The following is a 24,565-nucleotide window of genomic DNA, read 5'->3' on the forward strand; positions in this document are numbered from 1 at the left end:
CACCGCCATGCCGAAGACCAGCGGGATCAGCAGCCGCGCAGTGCGGTTGCGCACGAACGGCCACGGCCCCGGATGGCGCACGAACAGCGCGCGGCTGGCATATCCCGACACCACGAACAGCAGCGACAGCCGCCACGGGTTGGACAGCATCATCGGCACCGTCACCCATTGTTCGGCCGCAAGCTTCGCGTGAAAGCCCCACGGCACGAACACCATGCCGATATGATACAGGATCAGGATCGCGAACGCTCCGATGCGGAGCCAGTCGAGGCCATAGTGCCGCTGCATTCCGTGCGCCTAGCAGGTCACGGTTCGGGTGAACACGACCGGTTCGCCCTTACCCGATCAATCCGCCAACGTCGCAGGCGTCCTTCGCTCCGCATCATCGGCACCGCTCACCGCTTGATGCGCAGCTTGCCGAGGAAATCCTTCTTGCCGATGGCCACGCCCTGCGCCCGCAGGATCGCATAGGCGGTGGTCGCGTGAAAATAGAAGTTGGGCTGCGAGAAGGAGAGCAGGAACTGCCCGCCGGTGAACGGCAGCCGCAGCTCCCCCATCGCGAACTGCGTATCGCGCTCAACCAGTGCATCGAATTCGACGCGGTCCACTCCCTGAAGGGTCGCGATCGCGTCGGCGATCACCGCATGAAGCCCGGCGAAATCGGTCGGCCATGGCTTCATGTCGGGCGAAAAGCTGCCGCCGCGCACGCCCTCGATACCGCCGATCGAATGCACGGCGCAGCTTTTCACCTGATAGCCGAAAGGCAGCATGTCGGGGGCCAGCCGGGCGTCGATCAGCTCGGCCGGCAACATGCCGCGATCATTGGCGAACGACTCGGCCTTGGCGATCAACCCGTCCAGCGCACCCAGGATCTGCAAATTCGACGGGATCACGGCGTCGTAAAGCGAAAGCGTCATCGTCCTGCCCCTAAGTTCCGTTTATCTCTGGAAGTCGCTATATTGCTGGCGAAGCCGTTAGGAAGCCCCACATGTCCGTTCGTCCCTGGCGCGATATTCACCGCCGCCAAAGCCGCCAGATCATGGTCGGCAACGTCCCCGTCGGCGGCGATGCGCCTGTCACCGTCCAGACCATGACCAGCACGCCGACCGACGATGCGCGGGCCACGATTGACCAGATCCGCCGGTGCGAGGATGCGGGCGTCGACATCATCCGCGTCAGCTGCCCGGATGTGCCCTCGACCGCCGCGCTGAAGCAGATCGTGCGCGCCGCCCGCGTGCCGATCGTCGCTGACATCCATTTTCACTACAAGCGCGCGCTGGAAGCGGCGGATGCGGGCGCTGCCTGCCTGCGCATCAATCCCGGCAACATCGGGTCGGCCGAGCGCGTCAACGAAGTGATCAACGCCGCCAAGGCCAATGGCTGCTCGATCCGCATCGGCGTCAATGCCGGCAGTCTGGAAAAAGACCTGCTGGAAAAATATGGCGAGCCCTGCCCCGAGGCTTTGGTCGAGTCGGCGCTCGATCACATCAAGCTGCTGCAGGACCGCGACTTTCACGAATTCAAGGTGGCGGTGAAGGCGTCCGACATCTTCCTTGCCGTCGCCGCTTACCAGCAGCTCGCCGAGGCGGTCGACTGCCCGCTGCATCTGGGCATCACCGAGGCGGGCGGCTTCGTCGGCGGTACGGTGAAGAGCGCGATCGGCATCGGCTCCTTGCTCTGGTACGGCATCGGCGACACGATCCGCGTCTCGCTTTCGGCCGAGCCGGAAGAGGAAGTGCGCGTCGGGTTCGAGATCCTGAAGGCGCTTGGCATTCGCAACCGCGGTGTGCGCGTGGTCAGCTGCCCAAGCTGCGCGCGACAGGGCTTCGACGTGATCCGGACCGTCCAGACGCTGGAGGAACGCCTTCAGCATATCCGCACACCCATGTCGCTGTCGGTACTCGGCTGCGTCGTAAACGGCCCGGGCGAGGCGCGCGAGACGGACATCGGCCTCACCGGCGGTGGTAACGGCAAGCACATGGTGTACCTGTCGGGCGTGACCGATCACGTCGTGCAGGACGAGGGCATGATCGACCATATCGTGCGCCTGGTCGAGGCCAAAGCGGCGGAAATCGAGGCTGCAGGCGAGGCGGTGAAGGTCGCGGCCGAGTAAAGGCAATCGCCTGGAGGCTCACCGGGGGGGAATGCTCGTTTTCACGTCTGCGGCGTTCGCGAGAGCATTGGGACATGCTTTGATCGCCCCACAAGCTGCGTGATCCCGGCCTTGTGCCGGGTCCACTATTCCGCGGACTCAATGCCTCGTGGGTTTGCGGCGCGGTGAATGCGGGACAAGCTTGGCAATCCCGAGCGCTCTATTCAGCCCGCTGAAAAGCGATCCGCGTGGTTGAAACCCGCCTGTCCATCCGATAGGTCCGCGGCGACAAGGAGAGCGGAAAATTCAGCGGCCGCATCTCCGATCATGCAGGAGTTGACGCCATGACCCCCAGCACCGGCCTGCGCCGCGCCGCCATTGTCGCCCCGATCCGCACTGCCGTCGGCAAGTTCGGCGGCAGCCTGTCCTCCCTCACTGCCGGCCAGCTCGGCGCAACGATCCTCAAGGCATTGATGGAGCGGACGAAGATCGATCCGAGCCGGGTCGATGACGTTGTCTTCGCTCAGGGTTATGGCAACGGCGAAGCGCCAGCGATCGGCCATTGGGCATGGCTCGCCGCCGGTCTGCCGATCGAAGTCCCGGGCTATCAGCTCGACCGCCGCTGCGGCTCCGGCCTTCAGGCGGTGATCGACGCCGCGATGATGGTGCAGACCGGCGTCAGCGATGTGGTCGTCGCCGGCGGCTGCGAAAGCATGTCCAATGTCGAACATTACACCACGGACATCCGCAAGGGCGTGCGCGCCGGCAACCTCACCATCCACGATCGCCTGACGCGCGGCCGGCTGATGAGCCAGCCCGTGGAGCGGTTCGGCGTGATCAGCGGCATGATCGAAACGGCCGAAAACCTCGCCAAGGATTATGATATCTCCCGCGAAGAGGCCGACGCTTACGCCGTCCGCTCACACCAGCGCGCCACGGCTGCGTGGGAAAAGGGCCTGTTCGCGGACGAGCTCGTTCCCGTGTCGGTGCCGCAGAAGAAGGGCGAGGCGATCGTGTTCGATCACGACGAGGGCTACCGCCCCGACGCGACGATGGAGAGCCTGGGCAAGCTGCGCGCAATCGAGGGCGGCGTCGTCACCGCCGGCAACGCCAGCCAGCAGAATGACGCCGCGGCCGCCTGCCTCGTGGTGGCTGAGGACAAGCTGGAGGAACTCGGCCTCGAACCGATCGCCTGGTTCCACAGCTGGGCCGCGGCGGGCTGCGATCCCTCGCGCATGGGCATCGGCCCGGTGCCGGCGGTCGAGCGGCTGTTCGCGCGCAACGGCCTGGGCTGGGACGACATCGACCTGGTCGAGCTGAACGAAGCGTTCGCGCCGCAGGTGCTGGCCGTGCTCAAGGGCTGGGGCTGGAGCAAGGACGACAGCCGCAATGAAATCCTGAACGTGAACGGGTCGGGCATCTCGCTCGGCCACCCGATCGGCGCGACCGGCGGGCGCATCCTCGCCAATTTGACGCGCGAGCTGGTGCGCCGCGACGGCCGTTATGGTCTGGAGACGATGTGCATCGGCGGCGGCCAGGGCATCGCCGCGATCTTCGAGCGCGCGTGACCAGGCTGGCCGACGCGCTGGCGGCGGCGCAGCGCTACCGCGACGACGCCCGCGCCGCTCTTGCGGCCCGGCTCGACGCCGCGCCGATCGACACCGAGCAACGTGCAGCGCACGGCTTCGCCTGGGTCGCTACCACCGTCGCGGCGCTGGAGGCGGTGGCTGACTGGGCAGCGCAAAACGCGGGCGAAACGAACGCGCTCGTCGCCCGCCTCGCCTTTCACGAAGGCATCGCCCAGCTCGCCGGTGGCTTGCCGATGGGTCAGAACGAACTGTTCCGCCCCGCCGACCTGGGCCTGGGTGTCGCCGCGCGCACGCTTGCGGACGCCTGCGCCGACCTGCTCGACCAGGACGCCGCCGCCGATCGCCGCGCGCTGGTCGAGCGGCTCGCTGCTGGCGAATGGCCCAGCGAAACGCTGCACGATGCCGAGCTGGACGCGATCCGCGACCAGTACCGCCGCTTTACCGATGCCGAGATCCTGCCCCATGCGCATGGCTGGCATCTCGCCAATGCGCTGATCCCCGACGCGACTGTTGCCCGCATGGCGGAACTCGGCACGTTCGGCGTCTGCATTCCCGAGGCGTTCGGCGGGCTCGGCCTGTCGAAGCTCGTCATGTGCATCGTCACCGAGGAACTGTCGCGCGGCTGGATCGGTGCCGGCTCGCTCGGCACCCGGTCGGAAATCGCCGGGGAGCTTATCGCCGGTTCCGGTACTGACCCGCAGAAGGCCGAATGGCTGCCGAAAATCGCCAGCGGAGAGGTGCTCCCGACCGCGGTCTTCACCGAACCGGACGTCGGCAGCGACCTTGGCTCGCTCCAGACGCGTGCGCGCCGCGATGGCGATAGCTGGCGGATCGACGGCGCCAAGACCTGGATCACCCACGCTGCCCGCTCGGACCTGATGACGCTGCTCGCCCGCACGCTGCCGGATGCGAAAGGCTATGCCGGCCTATCCATGCTGCTCGTTCCCAAGTCGCGCGGTACGGAGGCAGAGCCCTTTCCCGCCTCAGGCATGTCGGGAAGCGAGATCGAGGTGCTCGGCTATCGCGGAATGCGCGAATACGCACTGTCCTTCGATGGCATGGCGGCGCCGGCCGACGCCCTGCTCGGCGGCGAGGAAGGCCAGGGCTTCAAGCAGCTGATGCGCACCTTCGAGGGCGCCCGCATCCAGACCGCTGCGCGCGCCGTCGGTGTCGCCCGCCGCGCGCTGGAACTCGGCCTTTCCTATGCGCTCGAACGAAAGCAATTCGGCCGCGCGATCATCCACTTTCCGCGTGTGGCCGACAAATTGGCGATGAGCCTCGTTGACCTTATCGCCGCACGCGAGCTGACCTATGCCGCCGCACGTGCCAAGGATTCCGGCAAGCGCTGCGACATCGAGGCAGGCATGGCCAAGCTGCTCGCGGCGCGCGCGGCGTGGAGCAATGCCGATGCGTCGCTTCAGATCCACGGCGGCAACGGCTATGCGCTGGAATTCGAGATCAGCCGCATCCTGTGCGACGCGCGCATCCTTAACATCTTCGAGGGCGCGGCCGAGATTCAGGCTCAGGTGATCGCGCGCGGGCTGGTAGCGCAGCGCAACTGACGCCCTCTTGCGCGACAGCCTCTGATCGCGCCAAGACGCCGGCACCGTGCAGATCAAGCGGCTGCGCCTTTCGGGCTTCAAGAGCTTTGTCGACCCGGCCGATCTCAGGATCGAGCCGGGACTGACCGGCGTTGTCGGCCCCAACGGTTGCGGCAAGTCGAACCTTCTCGAAGCGCTCCGCTGGACGATGGGCGAGAACAGCGCCAAGTCGCTGCGCGGCGCGGGCATGGAGGATGTGATCTTCGCCGGCACCGCGACCCGCCCCGCTCGCGACTTTGCCGAAGTCTCCATTCTGGCCGAGATCGCCGGCGCGGAGACGGAGGTCGTGCGGCGGATCGAGCGCGGGGCGGGCAGCGCTTATCGCATTGATGGCAAGGACGTACGCGCAAAGGATGTGTCGCTGCTGTTCGCCGATGCCGCGACGGGCGCGCATTCCCCGGCCCTTGTCAGCCAGGGCCGGATCAGCGCGGTGATCGCTGCCAAGCCGGCGGACCGGCGCGCGATGCTGGAGGAAGCGGCCGGGATCGCCGGCCTGCACGTCCGCCGCCGCGATGCCGAGCAGAAGCTGCGTGCCACCGAGGCAAACCTCGCCAAGCTGGACGAGGTGATCGCCGAACAGGAAAGCCGCGCGGCCGCGCTGCGCCGTCAGGCCCGGCAGGCGGAGAAATATCGCCGCCTATCGGATCAGATCCGCACGGCAGAAGCGCGCATGATCTTCGCGCGCTGGCGCGAGGCGGCCGCGGCGGCAGATGCCGCCAAGGCAGAGGCGGCGCTGGCAGAAGCGCGGGTCAGCAAGGCAGCGGAGGCGCAGCGCGCGGCGGCAGCCTATCAGGCGCAGGCGACAGATGCGCTTGCCAATGCGCGTGCGCAGGCGCTGGCCGCACGGGATCGCAGCGGCGAGGTCGGACATCGGCTGGCCGGGCTGCGCTCCGATCTTCAAGCGATGGAGCGACGGCTGGCCGAACTGCAGCAGGCCAGCCGCAGGATTGCGGATGATCGCGCGCGCGAAGGCGCTCTGGCCCATGATGCCGCGGAGGCGCTCGCCGGTCTCGAAGAAGAGCGAAAGGCGCTGGATGCGGCGATCACTGATGCCGCAACCAAGCTGCCTCACCGCGAAGCCGCGCTGGTTGAGGCAGAGCGGCTGGCCCGCGACGCCGAAGTTGCGCTGGCGCAGGCGCTGTCGCGTCAGGCGAGCGAGTTGGCGGATGCGCGTGTGGCGCAAGCCGCCGCATCCGCCGCCCGCGCACGTTTGGATCGGGCTGAGCGCGAGGTGGCGGAAGTGGAAACGCACCTCGCCCGGCTGAGTGACGCCGTACCGATCAAGGCGGAAATGCTGGCGGCTGCAGAAGCCGCGAGCGCCGCCAGCCACGCTGCGGAAGCAGCACGGGCGCTACAGGCTGAGGCCGAACAGGAGGAACGCACCGCCAACGCGGCCAAGGACGAGGCGCAAGCAGCGCGCGCCGCCGCCCGGGCGAACCTTTCCGCACTGGAAAGCGAAGCGGGCGCGCTGCGCCGGTCGACGGAGCGGAAAGGCGGCCGCGAACGGCTGCTGGACCACCTGCGTCCGAGGCCGAGCTATGAGCGGGCGCTGGCGGCGGCACTGGGCGACGATCTGGAAGTCGGCCTTGATCCGAGCGAAACGGCATTCTGGGCCGCGCTGCCGAATCAAGAGACTGGTAGCGACGTACCGACTGAAACCACACAGCCTGCCTTGGCCGATCGGGCGCATGCCTGCCGCGATGATCGCCTGCTGTCGCATGTCGATGCTCCCGCGCTGCTGGCGCCGCGGCTTGCCCATGTCATCGTCCTCGATGAGGATGACGGTCGTCGGCTCAAGGTGGGTGAGCGGCTGGTGACAAGGGCCGGCTTCCTGCGGCGCTGGGATGGCTATGTCGCGCGGCAGAGCGGCGCGGCGGCGGCGGAACGGCTCGAGCGCCTCAACCGGCTTGCGGCCCTGGACGCGGCATTGCCCGACGCCCGCGCCGCCGTCGCTGCCGCCGACCAGGCATTCGCCGCCGAAGAAACGCGTATTTCCGCGGCGCGGACGAAGGCACGCACCGCGCGCGAGGAGCACAACCGTGCCGAGACGTCAGGGCGTGAGGCCCGATCGCGACAGGACCGCGCTGCCGCTCAGCTTGAAAGGCTTGCGGGTTTGCGCGCCGATCTCGACGCGCGTGCGGCCCGTGCGTCAGGTGACCGGGATGAAGCTGGCCGCGAGCGCACGGCGGCCGAGCAGGCGCTGGCGGCACTTCCCGATACCAGCGCCACCGGCGCGCTCGTCCTCGCACTCCAGCGCGAGGCCGAGCAGCGGCGGCAGGCTGTCGCCGATGCACGGGCTGCCCGCAGCGCGACGGAGCGGACCGCTGAGGAAGCGCGCCACCGCCTCGCGGCTGCGCAGGCTGATGTGAAAAGCTGGCGCTCGCGCGCAGGCGATGCCGCACGTCGCATCGCGGACATGGGCAAGCGCGAAGCCGAGAACACGGCCGAGGCCTCGGCGCTCGCCGAGCGTCCCATGACATTGTCGGCGGGCATCGAGGCGGCCGACATCGAACATCGCGAGGCACTGGCTGCGGCTGACGAGCAGGCGAAAGCGGAACGCGCCGCCGAATTGAACCTGCGCAAGAGCGAGGAAGCGGCTCGGCTCGCCGGCGAGGCGCTCGCCGAGGTGCGGGAAGCTCGCGCCGGTGCCATCGCGCGCGCGGAAGGGCAGGAACAGCGCCGGATCGAACAGGGCCGGATCGCCGGCGAGCGGTTCGAATGCCCTGCCCCCGTCCTGCCGGAGCGGGTCGGCTTCGTCAGCGCAGAGGTTGGCACACCGCAGGAGGAATCGGCTACACTCGACAGGCTCATCCGTGAACGCGAGCGGATCGGACCCGTCAATCTGGTAGCCGAACAGGAACTCGCGGATTTGGAAGCGGGAGCGAGCGGCAATGCGGCGGAACGGGCGGAACTTGGCCTCGCCGTCAACCGCTTGCGCGGGTCGATCGGCACGCTCAACCGAGAGGGGCGGCAGCGGCTGCTCGCCGCATTCGAAGCCGTGAACGGGCACTTTCGGCGGCTGTTCACGACACTGTTCAACGGCGGGCAAGCGCATCTGGAGCTTGTCGACTCTGATGATCCATTGGAAGCGGGGCTTGAGATCATGGCGCAGCCGCCCGGCAAGCGGCTGCAATCGCTGACATTGCTGTCCGGCGGCGAACAGGCACTGACGGCGGTCGCGCTGATCTTCGGCCTGTTCCTCACCAACCCGGCGCCGATCTGCGTGCTGGACGAAGTGGATGCGCCGCTGGACGACGCCAATATTGAGCGCTTCTGCGACCTCCTCGATCGGATGAGTCGTGAAACGCAGACGCGCTATCTGATCGTCACCCACAACGCCGTGACGATGAGCCGCATGCATCGCCTGTTCGGCGTGACGATGATCGAACGCGGCGTCAGCCGGCTGGTATCGGTCGACCTGCAGGCGGCGGAGACATTGCTGGCGGCGGAATGACGGCGGATTTCAGTCGATCTAGTGACCGCCGCCCTGCGCTGAGATCCCGCCCTTGCGCCCGCCGATCATGACCCAATCGGCTGCCGGGGAGCGAACGGCATCGACAATCACCCACAGCATCGGCACCGCGCGGAACGCGGCTGCGGCGGCGATATGCGCTTGCGTCACGCCGGGGCCGCCACCGCTTGCGGAGGCGAAGAACCAGAACTCGGCCCAATAGGCGAGCACATCGCCGGCGGCGAACCAGGCGATCGGCCACAGCCGCCGACTGGTCAGCAGAAGAAACGGGAAGAGCCAAAGGTCGAACTGCGGCGAATATACCTTGTTGGTGAGCAGAAACCACGCGAGCACCGGCGTGAACAGCACCCACAAGTGATCGCGATGACGCCGCCAGCCGAGCGCGACGATCGCGCCCGCGCCGCCGGCGAAGATCAGGAATGACCAGAGGTTGCGGGTCGCCAGGTCGGTGTTCCACCAGCCTTGCACCGCCATGATTTCCCACACGGACGCCGCCGTGCCGACGCGTTGACCGCTGAACGTGTAGAACTCCGCCCAGTTATCGAAAGCTCTGAGCGCGATCGGAAGGTTCACGGCCGCCCAGAAGCAGATTGCGGCCAGCACCAGGCCGCCTGCGGCACGAAACCGGCCTAGCCAGCTACGGTTCCGGCCAGATAAGGCAGCGATCCCAAGCAGCGGCAGGAGAAGGACGGGGAACAGCTTCGCCGCCGCGCCGATCGCCGCCAGAGCGGCGGCGGACGCCTGCTCGCCGCGCCGTGCCGCAAGGATCGCGGCGACCGCAAGAGCGACGGCCAGCATGTCCCAATTATGGCCGAGGTACAGGATCAGCTGCGGTGCGGCGGCCCAGCACCAGCGGCGGATTGCCGGCACCGCCGCACGATCCATCATCCGCAGGACGGCAAAGGCCAACGCCGCATTGACGGCGGAGACGACAAACAGGAAGTCGGCCGCATCCGCCCGGGTGCCGGCCAGCAGGCGCGTGATCAATCCCTCCAGCCAGATCAGCATGCCGGTGAGCACCGGATATTCCATCCGCGCCTCGATGTACGGCAACTGCCCCGCCGCAACCCCGCGCAAACCCCAGAACGGCACCGCATCCGAATAGCAGCCGGTCAGATACTGCTCATCGGCGGCCCAAGAGGCGCCGCAATGGCCCTTGAACGCCCAGCCCGCGACGCAGGTCAGCGCCAGCAGCACATAAGGCCCCGATCGACGAAAGCGCAGATCCCGCATCAGCTTTCGTTACCGTGCGATCACCGGAAGGTCGACAATCGGCAGAGGAGAACTTATGTAGAACGAATGGCGCAGCTCGACGTTCGACAGAAGCTGGAAATCCTTGCCGATGCGGCAAAATATGACGCATCCTGCGCGTCATCCGGTACCGCGAAGCGCAACTCTCGCGATGGCAAGGGGATCGGCTCCACGGAGGGCATGGGGATTTGCCACGCCTATGCACCGGACGGCCGCTGCATCAGCCTGCTCAAGATTTTGCTGACCAACAGCTGCATCTTCGATTGCCATTATTGCATCAATCGCAAGAGCTCGAACGTGCGGCGCGCGCGCTTCACGGCGCAGGAGGTGGTCAACCTCACGCTCTCCTTTTATCGTCGCAACTACATCGAGGGCCTGTTTCTCTCCTCCGGGATCATCCGCTCGTCTAACTATACGATGGAGCAGATGGTTGAGGTCGCGCGATCGCTGCGCGAGGATCATCACTTCCGCGGCTATATCCACCTAAAGACGATCCCCGACGCTGATCCCGAGCTGATTCATCAGGCGGGGCTTTATGCCGACCGTGTGTCGATCAACGTCGAGCTGCCGACCGAAAGCGGGTTGAAGCGTCTCGCGCCGGAAAAGGACAACGCTCGTATCGAAGGCGCCATGGGGGGCATGAAGTCGTCCATTCTCGATACGCGCGACGCTACGGCGCGCTACAAGTCAGCGCCACGCTTCGCGCCGGCGGGCCAATCCACCCAGATGATCGTCGGCGCGGACGCCGCGACGGACGGCGATATCGTCACCAAGGCAGCGACGCTCTACAACCGCTTTGACTTGCGCCGGGTATATTATTCCGCCTTCAGCCCCATCCCGGATGCATCCGCCGTCCTGCCATTGCAGCGTCCGCCATTGTTGCGCGAACACCGGCTGTATCAATCGGATTGGTTGATGCGCTTCTACGGGTTCCAGCCAAAGGAAGTGGTTGCGGCCGCTGACGATGCGACGGGGATGCTGCCGCTCGATATCGACCCGAAGCTCGCATGGGCGCTGAAGTTTCGGGACAGCTTTCCAGTCGATGTGAACCGCGCGCCGCGCGAGCTGCTGCTGCGCGTTCCGGGACTTGGGACAAAGGCAGTGGCAAACATCCTGACGAGCCGGCGCTGGCGGCGGTTGCGGCTGGATGACGTGGCGAGGCTGACGGTCTCGATCGCCAAAATTCGCCCGTTCATCGTGACGGAGGATTGGCGGCCGGTCGCGCTATCCGACAAGGCGGAGCTGAAGCCATTAGTGGCGCCAAAGAAGCAGCAGCTTGAACTGTTCGCCGCATGAAGGACGTACGGTCGCGCTAAGGAGTCGAGGTTGGCGGCGCAGATGCGGTTAAGTGCCAGCCCGCTCTGGCGCCGCCGAAGTTATTTGGGTCAGGTTCGCGCGTTCACACGAGCCCCAGACGATCCATTCGCCGCGCGAGCCTTGCGCGCGCCGCGCACGCTATCCCAGGCGAAGATCGCGCATCCGGTCCAGATCAGTCCGAAGACAAGGATATGGAGCGGGCGCAATGGTTCACCGAATACTGCGACCGCGACAATGAACTGGAGCGTGGGCGCGACATATTGGAGCAGCGCGAGGGTGGAATAGGGCAGCCGCCGGGCTGCGGCGGCGAACATCAGCAATGGCAGCGCCGTCAGGGCGCCAAGCAGCACGAGGAGCACGTCCGTCGACGGAGCAACACCCATCGCCCCCGTTCCTGCCCGGCCGATCATCAGCACATAGCCAAGCGACAGGGGCGCCAAGACCATCGTCTCGACGAGAAGGCCGCCCAATGCATCGATCGCCACGATCTTGCGGACCAGGCCGTAGAAGCCGAACGTCACTGCGAGCGAGAGCGATATCCACAAGGTATCGAGTGCGACAAAGGCCATCGCCGCCACCCCGGCGGAAGCAATCGCGATCGCTACGCCCTGCCATTTGCGCAATCGCTCGCCGAGCACCACCACACCCAGGCCCACGTTGAGCAATGGATTGATGAAATAGCCCAAACTGCCGGCCAGCGTGTGCCCGTTGTTCACCGCCCAAATGTAGATCAGCCAGTTGATCGCGATCAGCGTTGCGCTGCCGGCCAGCATGACGAAGGTTCGCGCGCTGATCGCGGCACGGATCGCGCGCCAGCGCCGCATGGCGCTGACCACGATGATCAGAAGGACCAGCGACCAGATCACCCGGTGCGCCAGCACTTCGAGGGCGGGCACCGCCGCAAGCAGGCGGAAGTAGAGCGGCAGGACGCCCCATGCCGCATAGGCACCAAGGCCAAGCAGCAGGCCGCCGCGCGAAGCGTGTTCGGTCAAGCGGCGGCCCTTCTCTGATCAGCGTTCGCTGAGATAATAACGGTCAGTTGCCGCGAGCTGGTCGTCCAGCTCATAAACGATCGGCTGGCCGGTCGGGATCTCAAGCCCGGTGATCTCGTCATCCGGAATGTTCGACAGATGCTTCACCAGGGCGCGCAGCGAATTGCCATGCGCGGAAATCAGCACGCGTTGCCCGTCCTTGAGCGCGGGGGCGATCCGTTCTTCCCAATAAGGCAACACGCGGGCGATCGTGTCCTTGAGGCTTTCGGTCGCCGGAATGTCGATGCCGGCGTAACGCCGATCGTTGGTGAGGTCATAGGCACTGCCCTGCTCAGCGGCAGGGGGCGGGATATCGAAGCTGCGGCGCCAGATATGCACCTGCTCGTCGCCATGCTTGGCGGCCGTCTCAGCCTTGTCGAGCCCGGTCAGCCCGCCATAGTGACGCTCGTTCAGGCGCCAGTGCTTCTCCGTCGGCAGCCACAGCCGCCCCATCGCCTCGAGCGCAAGGTTCAGCGTCTTGATTGCCCGCGTCTGCAGCGAGGTGAAGGTGAGATCGAAGTCGAGACCCTTTGCCGCCATCAGCTCGCCGGCGGCCTTTGCCTCAGCGGCGCCCTTTTCCGTCACGTCCACGTCCCACCAGCCGGTGAAGCGGTTTTCCAGATTCCAGGCGGACTGGCCGTGGCGGATCAGGACGAGCTTGGGCATGGTTCCTATTTCTCCCGTTCGCGGCCTACCGTACGGCGCGCTGGCTTTTCCATAGTCGAGGCGCTGATAGAGAGAAGGTGAGCCCTTCGACAAGCTGCGGGGCGACCTTTGAGAGGAGAGAGTGATGGCGATCGTTCGGCAGACCCTGATTTATGATGGTCCGGGCGGGCCGTTCGAGGGCGTGATCGCCTGGGAAGACGAAGTGGAAACGCCGCGTCCCGGCGTGCTCGTCTGCCCCAACATCCTGGGCCAGAAGGAATCGGACAACAAGAAGGCCGAGGACCTGGCGAAGCTCGGCTATGTCGCACTTGCCTGCGACGTTTATGGCCAGGGCAAGCGCAAGACGCGCGAAAGCGACAATGTGGCCGAATATATGAACCTGCTGGACACGGATCGGGGATTGCTGCGCGATCGGCTGTCCGCCTCCCTGGCGGCGCTGCGCGGTTTTTCCGCCGTGGATCCAGCGAGGCTCGCGGCGATCGGCTTCTGCTTCGGCGGCAAGTGCGTTCTCGACATGGCGCGTAGCGGTCAGCCGATCCTGGGCGGGGTGAGCTTCCACGGCGTGTACGACCGGCCCGATTACTCGAACGCCTCACCCATTCAGGCCAAGCTGCTTGTCTGCCATGGCTGGGAGGATCCGCTGGCCACGCCCGAGCAGATGGTGGCGCTCGGCCGGGAACTGACCGAGGCGAAAGCAGATTGGCAGATCCATGCCTATGGCAATGCGGGCCATGCATTCACCGATGCCGCGCTTACGCGCCCGGCCGCGCCGGGCGTTGCCTATGAGGAACGAGCCGATCGGCGCAGCTGGAAGGCGATGAGCGACTTTCTGGCCGAACTGTTCGTGTAAGCCGGGTCCGGCGGCGGATGCGTCCGCCGCCGCTCCTTCGCCAAAGGGCGGGGCGATCCCCTCGCCTATTCCGCGGCGTCGCGATCCTCGCTGCCGACATCGCCAGGCAGCGCCCAGTGAAGATCATTCTTTCCGAGCACACGGCCATCGTGGCTGAGGACGGCGACTTGCTGGATCGGCCGGTTGTCGCGCGCGTCCACCAGGATCGGGAACGCCGGACATCCGGTTTCCCAGCGCTCGCCCCATTGCCGCAGAGCGATCATCGTCGGCAGCAGCGCATAGCCCTTGTCAGTCAGGCAATAAGCGATTTTGCGCCGGTCCTCGGCCAGCGACTGGCGTTCCATGATGCCGTGATCGACAAACCTGCCGAGCCGGTTGGCCAGGATGTTGCGGGCGATCCCCAGCTCGGACTGGAATTCCTCGAAATGGCGTAACCCGTTGAAGGCCGCGCGCAGGATCAGAAAGGCCCAGCGTTCGCCCATCGCCTCCAACGCTGCGGGAAGACTGCATTCTCCCAACGGTTCCCGCAACTTGTCCATCGATGCTCCTCTTGCGCTGACGCTAACCCATCCAGCGGCCCAGGCCGAATAGAAAATAAAAGTTGCAAGTTGCAACTCGCAAATGCGAGTTGCCTATTGAAACTCGCATTTGCAGCATTTAAATGGAACCCATTAGGTTTTTGGGAGTGACTTCCATGATTCGCATCTTTGCCAAGTCGGTCCTCGCCTCTGCCGCGATCCTTGCCGCAGCTGGCGTTTCCGCAGCCCCGCGTGCGACCTATGTCGCGACACCGGTGGCGGCCCCCACCAAGAATCACCTGATCACGCGCGACACCGCGTGGCAGGTTCGCGATGGCGCCTATGTCGCCACCAATGCGCCGGTTCGCGAAATGATCGCGTGCCAGCTGGTCGCGCAGAATGCCGGCGCGCTCACCAGCTTTTCGGTGAACGGCGAGGCTTTCGACGGTGCCGAGCTCGAATCCTGCAACGCCAAGGCAAAGGGCGGCAAGGCGATGGTCACCAAGGCTGCCGCCACCCAGGTGCCTGCCAACTGATCGGCACTCCCGCCGATAAACGGAAGAGGGCCTGCATCGACGGATGCGGGCCCTTTTTTATGGCTAGTCCTTTTTTGTTGCAAAGAATCTTCCGCCTGCTCAGATCCTAGCCGTGCTGCGGCAATATGAACTTGTAGATCGGGTCCTTGAGTATGACCCGGACGCCGACGAGGCGCTGCTCAATCGCGCCTATGTCTTTTCCGTCAACGCTCATGGCACGCAGAAACGCGCCAGTGGGGATCCCTATTTCAGTCATCCGATCGAGGTGGCGGGCATCCTGACCGAGCTTCACCTCGACGATGAGACGATCGCCACCGCGATCCTTCACGATACGGTCGAAGACACGGTCGCCACCAGCGAGCAGATCCAGCAACTGTTCGGCGACAATGTTGCGCGGCTGGTTGAGGGGGTTACCAAGCTCAGCAAGATCGAAGCGCAGACCGAGAGCGAACGCGCGGCGGAGAATCTGCGCAAGTTCCTGCTCGCCATGTCCGGCGATATCCGCGTGCTGCTGGTGAAGCTTGCTGACCGGCTTCACAACATGCGGACGCTTCACTTCATCAAATCGGAAGAGAAGCGGCGCCGTATCGCGCGCGAGACGATGGAGATCTATGCACCGCTCGCTGAGCGGATCGGCATGTACGAATTCATGAAGGAGATGCAGACGCTCGCCTTCCAGCAGCTCGAACCCGAGGCTTATGAGTCGATCTCGCGACGGCTGGAGCAGCTGAAGTCAGGCGGCGGCGATCGCATCTCCAAGATCGCGTCCGGCTTGAAGCTGCTGCTGTCCCGCCACGGCGTCGAAGTGGAGGTGAGCGGCCGCGAGAAGCATCCGTACAGCATCTGGCGCAAGATGCAGGAGCGGCACATCAGCTTCGAGCAATTGTCGGACATCATGGCGTTTCGCGCCATCGTGAAGACGGAGGATGATTGCTACGCGGCGCTGGGCCATATCCATCGCCGCTGGCCGATGGTGCCGGGCCGGTTCAAGGATTATATCTCGACGCCCAAGCGCAACGGCTATCGATCGCTGCACACATCGGTGATCCATGCCGAGAACCAGCGCGTGGAAATCCAGATCCGCACGGAGGAAATGCACGCGGAGGCCGAATTCGGCCTGGCGGCGCACTGGGCCTACAAGCAAGGTGCCCGGGTGAGCCCGCAAACCCAGCACAGCTGGATCGCCGATCTCGTCGAGATCCTGGACACCGCCGGCAGCCCCGAGGAGCTGCTCGAGCATACCCGCATGGCGATGTACCAGGATCGCATCTTCGCCTTCACGCCAAAGGGCGAACTGATCCAGTTGCCCAAGGGCGCGACCCCGATCGACTTCGCCTATGCCGTTCACACCGACCTGGGCGATCAGGCGGTCGGCGCGAAGATCAACGGCCGCGTCGTCCCGCTGCGCACCGTGATCGAGAATGGCGATCAGGTGCAGGTGCTGCGTTCCCGGGCGCAGACGCCGCAGCCGAACTGGATGAACTTCGCGATCACCGGCAAGGCGCTGGCGGCGATCCGCCGGCATCTTCGGCAGGTGGAGCGCGAGCAGACCATTGCGCTGGGTCGCAAGCTCTACGACGACATCGTCGCCCGGCTTCCCGCACCGCTCGGCAATGATGCGCTCACCCATGCACTCAAGCGGCTGAAGCTGGCGGATGATGCTGCACTGATGCAGGCCATTGCCCGCCGCACCCTGACCGATGCGCAGGTGATGGAGGCGTTGATGCCAGGCTCGGCCGGCGCGGATGTCGCCCACGCGCCGCCGCAATCCTCGGCCATTTCGATCGACGGCCTGGCGCCTGGAGTCGCCTATGAGCTGGGCGAGTGCTGCCATCCGGTGCCCGGCGACCGCATCGTCGGCCTGCGCCGGCCCGATGCATCAATCGAAGTGCATCGTATCGATTGCCCCACACTGGCCGAACTCGCCGACCGGTCGGAAGAGGAAACCGACTGGCTCGACGTGAAATGGGGCAACAAGACCGAAGGCGCGACGGCACGTATCTCGGTGGAGGTGAAGAACGAGCCCGGCGCCCTTGGCGTGCTGGCGACGATCATCGGGCAGCACAAGGCGAATATCATCAACCTTCGGCTCGACACGCGCGACACGCAGTTTCACACCAACATGATCGACGTGGAGGTGCATGACGCGCACCAGCTGATGCGCCTGCTGGCGGCGCTGCGCGCGGCCGATGCGGTGAATTCGGTGGAGCGGGTCTGACGGCGGATTGCGGCGGCTCCACTTGCGGCACCCTCGCTGCCGTGACTAGGATCGCCGCATTACCTCTGTGAAAGGCACAAGCCCTTGGATCGCCGTACCTTCCTCGCGTCTGCCAGCGCCGCCTCCGCTTTCGCCCTCGTTCCCGAAGCGCTCCGCGCCCAGCAGTCGGCGGTCACACCCGCCAATCCTGCCGACGCGAAGCTGAATGCGCTGTTCGACAAGGTGTTTGCGCAGACGCTCCAGCGCGCGCCCGAGCTCGCCACCTCGCTTGGCATGGACAAGGGCCCGAACGCCGCGCTCAAGCATCAATTGTCAGACGGTTCACCCGCCGGGAAAGCTGCCGCACGCGCCGATCTGAAACAGGCCATCGCCGCGGTTCGGGCGGTCGACCCGGCGCCGCTTTCGGCACGCTCCAAGCTTGATCGCGAGGTGGTGCTCTATTCGCTGGAGACCCGGGCAATTCCCTATGACCGGTTCAAGCTGGATGGCGTGCAGCGGCCCTTCACCATTTTCCAGCAGGGCGGCAGCTATTTCTCGACGCCCGACTTCCTGAATTCCGCGCACACCATCAACAATGCAGACGATTGCGAAGCCTATCTCGACCGGCTCGGTGCTTTCGCCAAGCGGCTGGATCAGGACACCGCCGACCAGAAGGAGGAGGCAGCGCGCGGCTATCTCGCGCCCGACTTCTCGCTCGACCTGACGCTGGTTCAAATGGCGAAGCTCCGCTCTTCCGCGCCGGGCGAGAACGGCCTCGCGCAATCGGTGGCAAAGCGCGCTGCGGCGAAGAACATTGCCGGCGACTGGCAGGCCCGCGCCGCCCGCATCGTTGAGGCCGACATCTATCCCGCGCTTGATCGCCAGATCGCGCTTATGAAGTCGCTGCGACCGAAGGCGCGCAGCTCCGCCGGCATCTGGGACGTACCACAGGGCGAGGCGATCTATGCCGCCGCCCTGGAACAGGCCACGACCACCAAGTTCACGCCCGAGGAAGTCCATAAGATGGGGCTGGATCAGGTGGCGGAGATCAGCGCGCAGCTTGATGCCATCCTGAAGAAGCAGGGACTGACCAAAGGCAACGTCGGCGCCCGGCTGAACGAGCTGAACGTCCGCGCTGACCAGGTGTACCCGGATACCGCGGAAGGTCGCGCGGCGCTGATCAAGAGCCTGAACGAAGGGAATGCGGCGCTTACAGCCAAGCTCGCCCAGGCCTTCATCAACCCGCCGAGCGAGCCGCTGGACATTCGCGCGGTGCCGGTGGAGATCCAGGATGGCGCCTCCAACGGCTATTACAGCCGCGCCGCGCTCGACGGGTCGCGCCCGGCGATCTACTGGATCAACCTGAAGAGCGTCGGCGATTGGCCGAAATACTCGCTGCCAAGCCTCACCTATCACGAGGGCGTACCGGGCCATCACCTGCAGATTTCGATCGCGCAAAAGTCACCGCAGCCGCTGCTGCGCAATCTCAGCTTCTTCAGCGCCTATTCGGAAGGCTGGGCGCTCTACGCGGAGAGCGTGGCGGACGAGCTGGGCGGCTATGCCGACGATCTGGAGCGTGCCGGCTTCCTGCAAAGCTATCTGTTCCGCGCCGCGCGCCTGGTGGTCGACACAGGCCTTCATACCAAGCGTTGGACGCGCGAACAGGCGACCGACTACATGGTCCAGACGGTCGGCTTCGCGCAGCCCCGATCGCAGCGCGAAGTGGAACGGTACTGCACCCAGCCGGGCCAGGCGTGCAGCTACAAGGTGGGTCATGCGGCCTGGATGCGCGCGCGCGAGCGGGCGCAGCAGATCCGCGGCGATCGCTTTGACCTGAAGCAGTTCCACGAAGTGCTTCAATATGGTGCCGTGCCGCTGACCATCCTTGAACGCCTGGTGGAAGAACAAGCGCGCGCCTGAGCGCGCAACTTCCACGTGATTTCGTGCGGGGCGGTCTGTAGATCGCGGCGATCATGCACCGTCCCGCACTCTCCATCGTCGTACCCTGCTACAATGAAGCAGCGACCCTGCCCTTGCTCCACCAGCGCGTTTCCGCCGCTGCAGTGGCGGCCGTGGGCGAGGATCATGAGATCATTCTGATCAACGACGGCTCGCGCGACGACAGCTGGGCGATCATGCAGCAACTGGCCGCCGCCGACCCGAAGCTGGCGGCGATCAACCTGTCCCGCAACCACGGACACCAGCTCGCGCTGACCGCCGGTCTGGACCTTTGTTCGGGCGAGCAGATCCTGATCATCGACGCCGATCTTCAGGATCCGCCCGAACTGGTGGCGGAGATGCGCCGTACAATGGAGCGCGAGGGCGCCGATGTCGTCTATGCCGTGCGGCGCAAGCGGGCTGGCGAGACTTTGTTCAAGAGGGCAACCGCCGCGGCTTTCTATCGCGTGCTCGATCGGCTGACCGACACGCCGATCCCGCTCGACACCGGTGATTTTCGTCTGATGACCCGGCGCGCGCTGGATGCACTGCTCGCCTTGCCCGAACAGGCGCGGTTCATCCGCGGCATGGTCGCCTGGATCGGCTTTCGCCAGGTCCCGTTCCCCTATGACCGCGCGGAGCGGCATGCCGGCGAGACCAATTATCCCCTGTCCCGAATGCTGCGCCTCGCCTTTGACGCCGTCACCGGGTTTTCGACCGCACCGCTTCGGTTCGCCAGCCATGCGTCCGTGGCGCTGGCCGGCGCGTCGCTCCTGCTGTTGGTCTACATCCTGTGGGGCTATTTCACCGGCAGCCCGGTGCAGGGCTGGACGTCCACCATGCTGGTGGTGACGGTGCTCAGCGCCGTTCAGATGTTCGTGCTGGGCATGATCGGTGAATATATCGGGCGATTGTACATCGAGTCGAAGCGCCGCCCGCTCTATCTGGTCGCGGACATCGCCGGCACGGTGCATCGCCGGTCGACCCTGGGCTTCCAGGCAGCCCGCACCCGCATTCCGCAGAGCGAGATGGTGGACGAAGACCGCGCATAACGGCGGCCGTCGCCCACCGTGACGGTCAGGCCGGCTCCGCCAGGGTCAGGATCGAGACACCGGGCGGCATCGGCACGCGCCCAACCAGGTGGCGCTCAATGCGGAAGATCGTCTCGAACAGCGCGTTCAGCGGGCGCGGCGGCGGCGTGTCGTCGCTGTCATCCCGTCCGGTGATCCGGCCGACGATGCGCGCGCCCGCCGCAAGCGGGAACAGCAGCGAATTGAAATAACCGAGTTTCTGCGAGCGCAGCCCGGCAGCAGCGATCACCTTTTGCAGGCTGTCCTTGGAATAGCGGCGATGGTGGTGGTTCACCACATCATGGGCGCTCCACATCCATTGGTGCGCCGGCACGGTGATGAGGATCTTGCCACCCGGCGCCAGTCGCTCGCGCATCGCTTGCAGTGCGGCGACATCATCCTCAATATGCTCGACCACGTCCAGAACCGCGATCAGATCATAATGCTTCGCGGGAACGCCGGGGAGTGTCGGCAAGGGCGCGGCGCCGACCGGTTTGCCCAGGCGCTTGCCGGCGACATCGCGCGCGGCCGGATCGATCTCGATCGCGTCCACGGTTCCGAACTGGGCCAGCATCGGAAGGTTATGGCCGGTGCCGCAGCCAATTTCGAGGATGCGCGCATGCTGCGGCAGTGCGGCCTCCCGCGTCAGAAAATCGGCCAGGATGTCGCGCCGGGCGCGATACCACCAATGGGTGGAATCATGCTCGGCCATGCGATCGTACACGCGGCGGTCCATATCAGGCGAATACCCACAAACGATTGAGTGCAAAGGTGACAAGCGGCGTGACGAAAACGATCGGGATAAGTGGCCACCACCACGGGCCGGCGAACATCGCGTCATCGGTCAGCAGCCACACCCAGAAGGTGTTCACACCATAGCTGACCAGCGAAACGGCGAAGAACTTCGGCATCGAGCTTGTTGCCGCCGTGCCATGGCCGCGAAAGCTCCATCTGCTGTGGAGCACATAGCCGGCGATCATCGCCACCAGGTAGCCGCAGACATTTGCCACCTGTTCGGAGGTGAGGCGAAAGGCGGCAAGGGGCGAATAGACCGCGGCATAGCAAACCGTCGCCAGCCCGCCCGCTATTCCGAAGCGAACCAGCTGCCAGAAGGTCTCCTGCATCCTCGATGCATGTCTTTCCCGGATTGCGTCCACGCCTTGCCCTTTGTGCCACCTCGGCTAGAGGCGAGCGCCACGAACAGCCCGCTCGGGCTGAGCCTGTCAAAGCCCTGCCCTTTTCCGTGGCCGAAGAGAAGTGGTGCCTTTCGACTAGCCTGAGCGAGCAATTCAATGTGGCGGGCGTCTAGTGCCCCGGCGCCGGCGAGGGAAGCCCCGTGAACATCCGACTGACGACGCTTGCCAACGAGCTGGACCGGCACTGGATCAAGCTAACCACCATCGCCTGGCTGGTGATCGCGATCTTCTACGTCTGGAAGCGCTGGGCGGCGATCCACTGGCTGTCGCTGGGCGATACCGACGACAATATGCGCCTGATGCAGGTGCGTGCCCTGCTCGACGGGCAGGGCTGGTATGATCTGCGCAACTACCGGCTCAATCCGCCGGCGGGCTTCAACATCCACTGGTCGCGGATCGTCGATCTTCCCATCGCGGCGCTGATCCTGCTGCTGCGGCCGTTCGTGGGCGTGGCGGAAGCGGAAAGGCTTGCCTGTGGCATCGCGCCGCTCCTTCCGCTGGGCGTGCTGCTGGTGGCGCTGGGTGCCACGGTGCGGCGGCTGGTCACGCCGTTGGCCTGGCCGCTGGCGATTGTCTTCATGATGAGCTCGACCGTCGCGCTGTCGATGTTCATGCCCGACCGGATCGATCATCATGGCTGGCAGCTCGCCATGTTGAGCTTGACGGTGGCCGGGCTGTGCGACCCCAAGGGCGCGCGTGGCGGCGCGATCGTCGGGAGCGCCAGCGCTGTATCGCTGGCGATCGGGCTGGAAATGCTGCCTTATTGCGCCATGGCCGGCGCCATCATCGCCCTGCGCTGGGTGGGGGAAGCGGCAGAGCGGCCGCGCCTGATGAGCTACGCGCTCTCACTGGGTGGCGGATGTGCCGCAGGCTATGTGATCTTTGCCTCGGAAGCGAACCGCGTGATGCGGTGCGATGCGCTGACGCCGATCTGGCTCAGCGTCTTTGTCGCGGCGGGTGCGGGGTTGGCGCTGCTGGCGCTGCTATCGCCCGCGGATCGGCGGATCCGATTGTTGCTGGCGGTGATCATCGGCGGGGTGATCGCGGGCGCATTCGCGTCGATGTTCCCGCAATGCCTCGCCCGCCCGGAGCAGGTTTCGGAAGAGCTCTACACCAGCTGGCTCAGCAATGTGCGTGAGGCCAAGCCGATCTACCGCCATCCGTTCCGCACCGCCTTTCCGCTGGCCGCGCTGCCGCTGATGGGATTAATCGGTGCCGGCGTCGCGACGTGGCGGGCGCGGCGGAGCGCCGGCTTCGTTGGCTGGGCCTGCGTCAGCCTGTTCGCGCTGTTCTCCGTCGCCATGCTGCTGTGGCAGGTGCGGGCTGGCGCCGCGGCGCAGATCATGGCGATCCCGGGTGTCACCGCGCTCGCCTTCATCATGCTGCCATGGCTGATGGCGCAGCGGTCCGTGGCCGTGCGGCTGTTTGCCGGGATCGCCGTGTTCACGCTGATTTCCGGTTCTTTTTCAACAATCATGCTGCGGACGCTGCCGATCGACCGGCCCAAGCCCTATGTTCAGCGGGTCAACCGGGCGACCGGGCGATGCATGACGATTCCGGCGCTTCAGCCGCTAAACCAAATTCCGCGGGCAACGATCTTTACCTTCGTGGATCTGGGGCCACGGCTTATCGCGCTGACGCACCACAATGCCATCGCAGGGCCGTACCACCGGAATGGCGAGGCGATCCTGGACGTGCAGCACGCGTTCAAGGGAACACCGGAAAAAGCGCGCGAAATCATGAAGAAGCACGGCGCGACGCTGATGCTGGTGTGCCCGAACATGGCCGAATCGACCGTCTATCGGGACCGCGCGCCGGGCGGCTTCTACGACCGACTGGCGCATGGCGAGCGGTTCGACTGGCTGACGCCGGTGCCCCTGCCCAAGGGTTCGCCGGTGCGGCTGTTCCGGATACGGTAACGGGCAAGGTCCGGCCGGCGCACGGCCACAAACCGGAGCGTTCCGGCCGCTTTCGGCCCGGTTCCGGCCAGTACGCCCGCGATCAACCCGCGGGCAGGCTGAGCACGAAGCGCGCGCCCTCGCCCGGCGCGCTATCCACCGTCAAATCGCCCCCCATCGCCCGCGCCAGCCGGCGGGCGATGTAGAGCCCCAGCCCGCTGCCGCCGGGCTCACCGGGATCGACCCGCTCGAACTTGGCGAAGATCCGCTCCTGATCCTCCAGCGCGATGCCTTTGCCCTGATCGGCGACGATCGCGTACACGCGGTCGCTGTCCCGTTGCAGCCGAAGCCAGACGATCGCGTCGCGCGGCGAATAGCGGACGGCATTGCCGATCAGATTGACCATGATCTGCAAGGTGCGGCGGAATTCGCCATGCGCCGGCATCGCCGTTTCCAGATCGCCGCGATCGATCGTCACCCCGGCATTGGCCGCGCGCACCGACAGGAGGCCCGCGGCCCGGCGGGTCACGTCCGCAAGGTCGATGCCCTCATTTCCAACGGTGAAATCCTCGCGCTCGATCGCCTCGATATCCGACAGATCGTCGATCAGACCCATGAGGTGCCGGCCCGCGCTGGCGATATCGGCGGCGTAATCGGCATATTGCGGATCAATGTCGCCATCCACGCCAGCGTTGATGCTGTCCGCGTTGGCGACGATCCGGCTCAGCGGGCGGCGCAGGATCGTGTCGAGCCTGTGATTGAACAAGCTGCCGAAGCGTGCCTCGGGCAAGGGCGACAGCTTCGGCTGGCGATAGGTGGCGCCGACGAATCCGCCAAAGCCGCCGGCACGATCCAGCCGGACATGGCCGGACAGCAGCACCGGCAGGCCGCTGCCGTTCAGAATGGCAGGCTGATCGCTGAAGTCGTCCAGCGACCCCATCGCCTCCAGCAGGGGCACTACACCGTCCGCGTTGCTTTCAAGCGCCAACAGCCCGGTCAAAGGCTGCCCAATCACGGTCGCCGGATCGATCCCGGGGCACGCACCCGGATCAACCAGCATGTGCCGCACGCGAAGATGGGCATCCACTTCCCACGTCCAGTCACCGCCGGGTGGGGGCGGAACGGCATCGGCGACGGTGACAGGCTTCCACGCCGGCCGCTCGCGAACGGCCGACAGCGCAAGCGTCACACCGTCGCCCGCCGGGATCGCCTGCGCCCAGCAATCAAGGTCCTGATCCGCATCCGCAATCGTCACCGCGCGCGAGATCGGAATGGCGAGCCGCCGTGCCAGCCGTGCGAGAGCGGCCAGCGGCGGTGCGGCCAGCCGCTGGCCGCTCTCGCAC

General features: G+C 65.7%; 20 protein-coding genes. 11 read left to right on the forward strand and 9 right to left on the reverse strand.

Going from position 1 to position 24,565, the window contains the following annotated elements; translation table 11 throughout:
* Both AX702_RS07660 and AX702_RS07665 read right to left on the reverse strand, forming a co-directional pair.
* Positions 1 to 288 (reverse strand): acyltransferase family protein (locus tag AX702_RS07660; RefSeq protein WP_156455399.1); only part of this gene is annotated, 288 nt, incomplete at its 3' end.
* Positions 289 to 395: 107 nt separating this feature from the next.
* Positions 396 to 917: a DUF1993 domain-containing protein gene (locus AX702_RS07665; RefSeq protein ID WP_066778227.1), complete on the reverse strand. Its 522-nt coding sequence runs from the start codon at positions 915 to 917 to the stop codon at positions 396 to 398.
* A gap of 71 nt (positions 918 to 988) precedes the next feature.
* Here AX702_RS07665 and ispG point away from each other — a divergent pair, with 71 nt between their 5' ends.
* The 4 genes from ispG (at position 989) to smc (ending at position 8,736) form a co-directional block, all read left to right on the forward strand.
* Positions 989 to 2,113, forward strand: a complete 1,125-nt coding sequence (ispG, locus tag AX702_RS07670) for a flavodoxin-dependent (E)-4-hydroxy-3-methylbut-2-enyl-diphosphate synthase (protein WP_066778230.1) — start codon at positions 989 to 991, stop codon at positions 2,111 to 2,113.
* A gap of 323 nt (positions 2,114 to 2,436) precedes the next feature.
* Entirely contained in the window at positions 2,437 to 3,660 is a 1,224-nt protein-coding gene (locus AX702_RS07675) for an acetyl-CoA C-acetyltransferase (protein WP_066778232.1), read from the forward strand.
* A 5-nt stretch (positions 3,661 to 3,665) separates the two neighbouring features.
* Complete coding sequence (locus tag AX702_RS07680) at positions 3,666 to 5,243, forward strand: acyl-CoA dehydrogenase family protein (RefSeq protein WP_156455400.1); 1,578 nt, start codon at positions 3,666 to 3,668, stop codon at positions 5,241 to 5,243.
* A 46-nt stretch (positions 5,244 to 5,289) separates the two neighbouring features.
* Positions 5,290 to 8,736 (forward strand): chromosome segregation protein SMC, encoded by a 3,447-nt coding sequence (gene smc, locus AX702_RS07685; protein WP_066778236.1) that lies wholly within the window; start codon positions 5,290 to 5,292, stop codon positions 8,734 to 8,736.
* 18 nt (positions 8,737 to 8,754) lie between these two features.
* Here smc and AX702_RS07690 read toward each other — a convergent pair whose 3' ends face one another.
* Positions 8,755 to 9,987, reverse strand: a complete 1,233-nt coding sequence (locus AX702_RS07690; protein WP_066778238.1) for a DUF2029 domain-containing protein — start codon at positions 9,985 to 9,987, stop codon at positions 8,755 to 8,757.
* Between the two features lie 66 nt (positions 9,988 to 10,053).
* On the opposite strand from AX702_RS07690, the gene AX702_RS07695 reads away from it, so the two are divergent.
* Positions 10,054 to 11,301: a putative DNA modification/repair radical SAM protein gene (locus tag AX702_RS07695; RefSeq protein ID WP_066778239.1), complete on the forward strand. Its 1,248-nt coding sequence runs from the start codon at positions 10,054 to 10,056 to the stop codon at positions 11,299 to 11,301.
* Between the two features lie 89 nt (positions 11,302 to 11,390).
* On the opposite strand, the gene rarD is transcribed toward AX702_RS07695, so the two are convergent.
* Positions 11,391 to 12,314, reverse strand: a complete 924-nt coding sequence (gene rarD / locus AX702_RS07700) for an EamA family transporter RarD (RefSeq protein WP_066778241.1) — start codon at positions 12,312 to 12,314, stop codon at positions 11,391 to 11,393.
* An 18-nt stretch (positions 12,315 to 12,332) separates the two neighbouring features.
* The gene (gpmA, locus tag AX702_RS07705; RefSeq protein WP_066778243.1) at positions 12,333 to 13,019 is read right to left on the reverse strand and encodes a 2,3-diphosphoglycerate-dependent phosphoglycerate mutase; all 687 of its coding nucleotides are present in this window, start codon (positions 13,017 to 13,019) and stop codon (positions 12,333 to 12,335) included.
* Positions 13,020 to 13,143: 124 nt separating this feature from the next.
* Here gpmA and AX702_RS07710 point away from each other — a divergent pair, with 124 nt between their 5' ends.
* Positions 13,144 to 13,869, forward strand: a complete 726-nt coding sequence (locus AX702_RS07710; protein WP_066778245.1) for a dienelactone hydrolase family protein — start codon at positions 13,144 to 13,146, stop codon at positions 13,867 to 13,869.
* Positions 13,870 to 13,934: 65 nt separating this feature from the next.
* Here the strand turns inward: AX702_RS07710 and AX702_RS07715 are convergent, their stop codons facing one another.
* Positions 13,935 to 14,408 carry a winged helix-turn-helix transcriptional regulator gene (locus AX702_RS07715; protein WP_066778247.1) on the reverse strand — a complete coding sequence of 158 codons (474 nt, stop codon included), beginning with the start codon at positions 14,406 to 14,408 and terminating at the stop codon, positions 13,935 to 13,937.
* 155 nt (positions 14,409 to 14,563) lie between these two features.
* Here AX702_RS07715 and AX702_RS07720 point away from each other — a divergent pair, with 155 nt between their 5' ends.
* The 4 genes from AX702_RS07720 to AX702_RS07735 all read left to right on the forward strand — a co-directional run bounded on the left by AX702_RS07720 (position 14,564) and on the right by AX702_RS07735 (position 20,110).
* Positions 14,564 to 14,923, forward strand: a complete 360-nt coding sequence (locus tag AX702_RS07720) for a CC_3452 family protein (RefSeq protein WP_066778249.1) — start codon at positions 14,564 to 14,566, stop codon at positions 14,921 to 14,923.
* Between the two features lie 112 nt (positions 14,924 to 15,035).
* Positions 15,036 to 17,141, forward strand: coding sequence for a RelA/SpoT family protein (locus tag AX702_RS07725; RefSeq protein WP_066778250.1), 2,106 nt, complete (start codon positions 15,036 to 15,038; stop codon positions 17,139 to 17,141).
* An 84-nt stretch (positions 17,142 to 17,225) separates the two neighbouring features.
* Positions 17,226 to 19,040: a DUF885 domain-containing protein gene (locus AX702_RS07730; protein WP_066778252.1), complete on the forward strand. Its 1,815-nt coding sequence runs from the start codon at positions 17,226 to 17,228 to the stop codon at positions 19,038 to 19,040.
* A 53-nt stretch (positions 19,041 to 19,093) separates the two neighbouring features.
* A complete protein-coding gene (locus AX702_RS07735) occupies positions 19,094 to 20,110 on the forward strand; it encodes a glycosyltransferase family 2 protein (protein ID WP_066778255.1) in 1,017 nt (338 codons plus the stop codon).
* A gap of 25 nt (positions 20,111 to 20,135) precedes the next feature.
* Here the strand turns inward: AX702_RS07735 and AX702_RS07740 are convergent, their stop codons facing one another.
* A complete protein-coding gene (locus AX702_RS07740) occupies positions 20,136 to 20,864 on the reverse strand; it encodes a class I SAM-dependent methyltransferase (RefSeq protein WP_066778256.1) in 729 nt (242 codons plus the stop codon).
* A 1-nt stretch (position 20,865) separates the two neighbouring features.
* Positions 20,866 to 21,252: a GtrA family protein gene (locus AX702_RS07745; RefSeq protein ID WP_066778258.1), complete on the reverse strand. Its 387-nt coding sequence runs from the start codon at positions 21,250 to 21,252 to the stop codon at positions 20,866 to 20,868.
* A gap of 212 nt (positions 21,253 to 21,464) precedes the next feature.
* Between AX702_RS07745 and AX702_RS07750 the strand changes: the two genes are divergently transcribed.
* On the forward strand, positions 21,465 to 23,243 hold the full coding sequence (locus AX702_RS07750) for an AcrB/AcrD/AcrF family protein (protein ID WP_231731771.1): 1,779 nt from the start codon (positions 21,465 to 21,467) through the stop codon (positions 23,241 to 23,243).
* 82 nt (positions 23,244 to 23,325) lie between these two features.
* Here the strand turns inward: AX702_RS07750 and AX702_RS07755 are convergent.
* The coding region (locus AX702_RS07755; protein ID WP_066778260.1) for a sensor histidine kinase at positions 23,326 to 24,565 on the reverse strand (1,240 nt) is incomplete at its 5' end.

The organism is Sphingomonas sp. CCH5-D11 (assembly GCF_001557395.1).
Taxonomy (GTDB): domain Bacteria; phylum Pseudomonadota; class Alphaproteobacteria; order Sphingomonadales; family Sphingomonadaceae; genus Sphingomonas.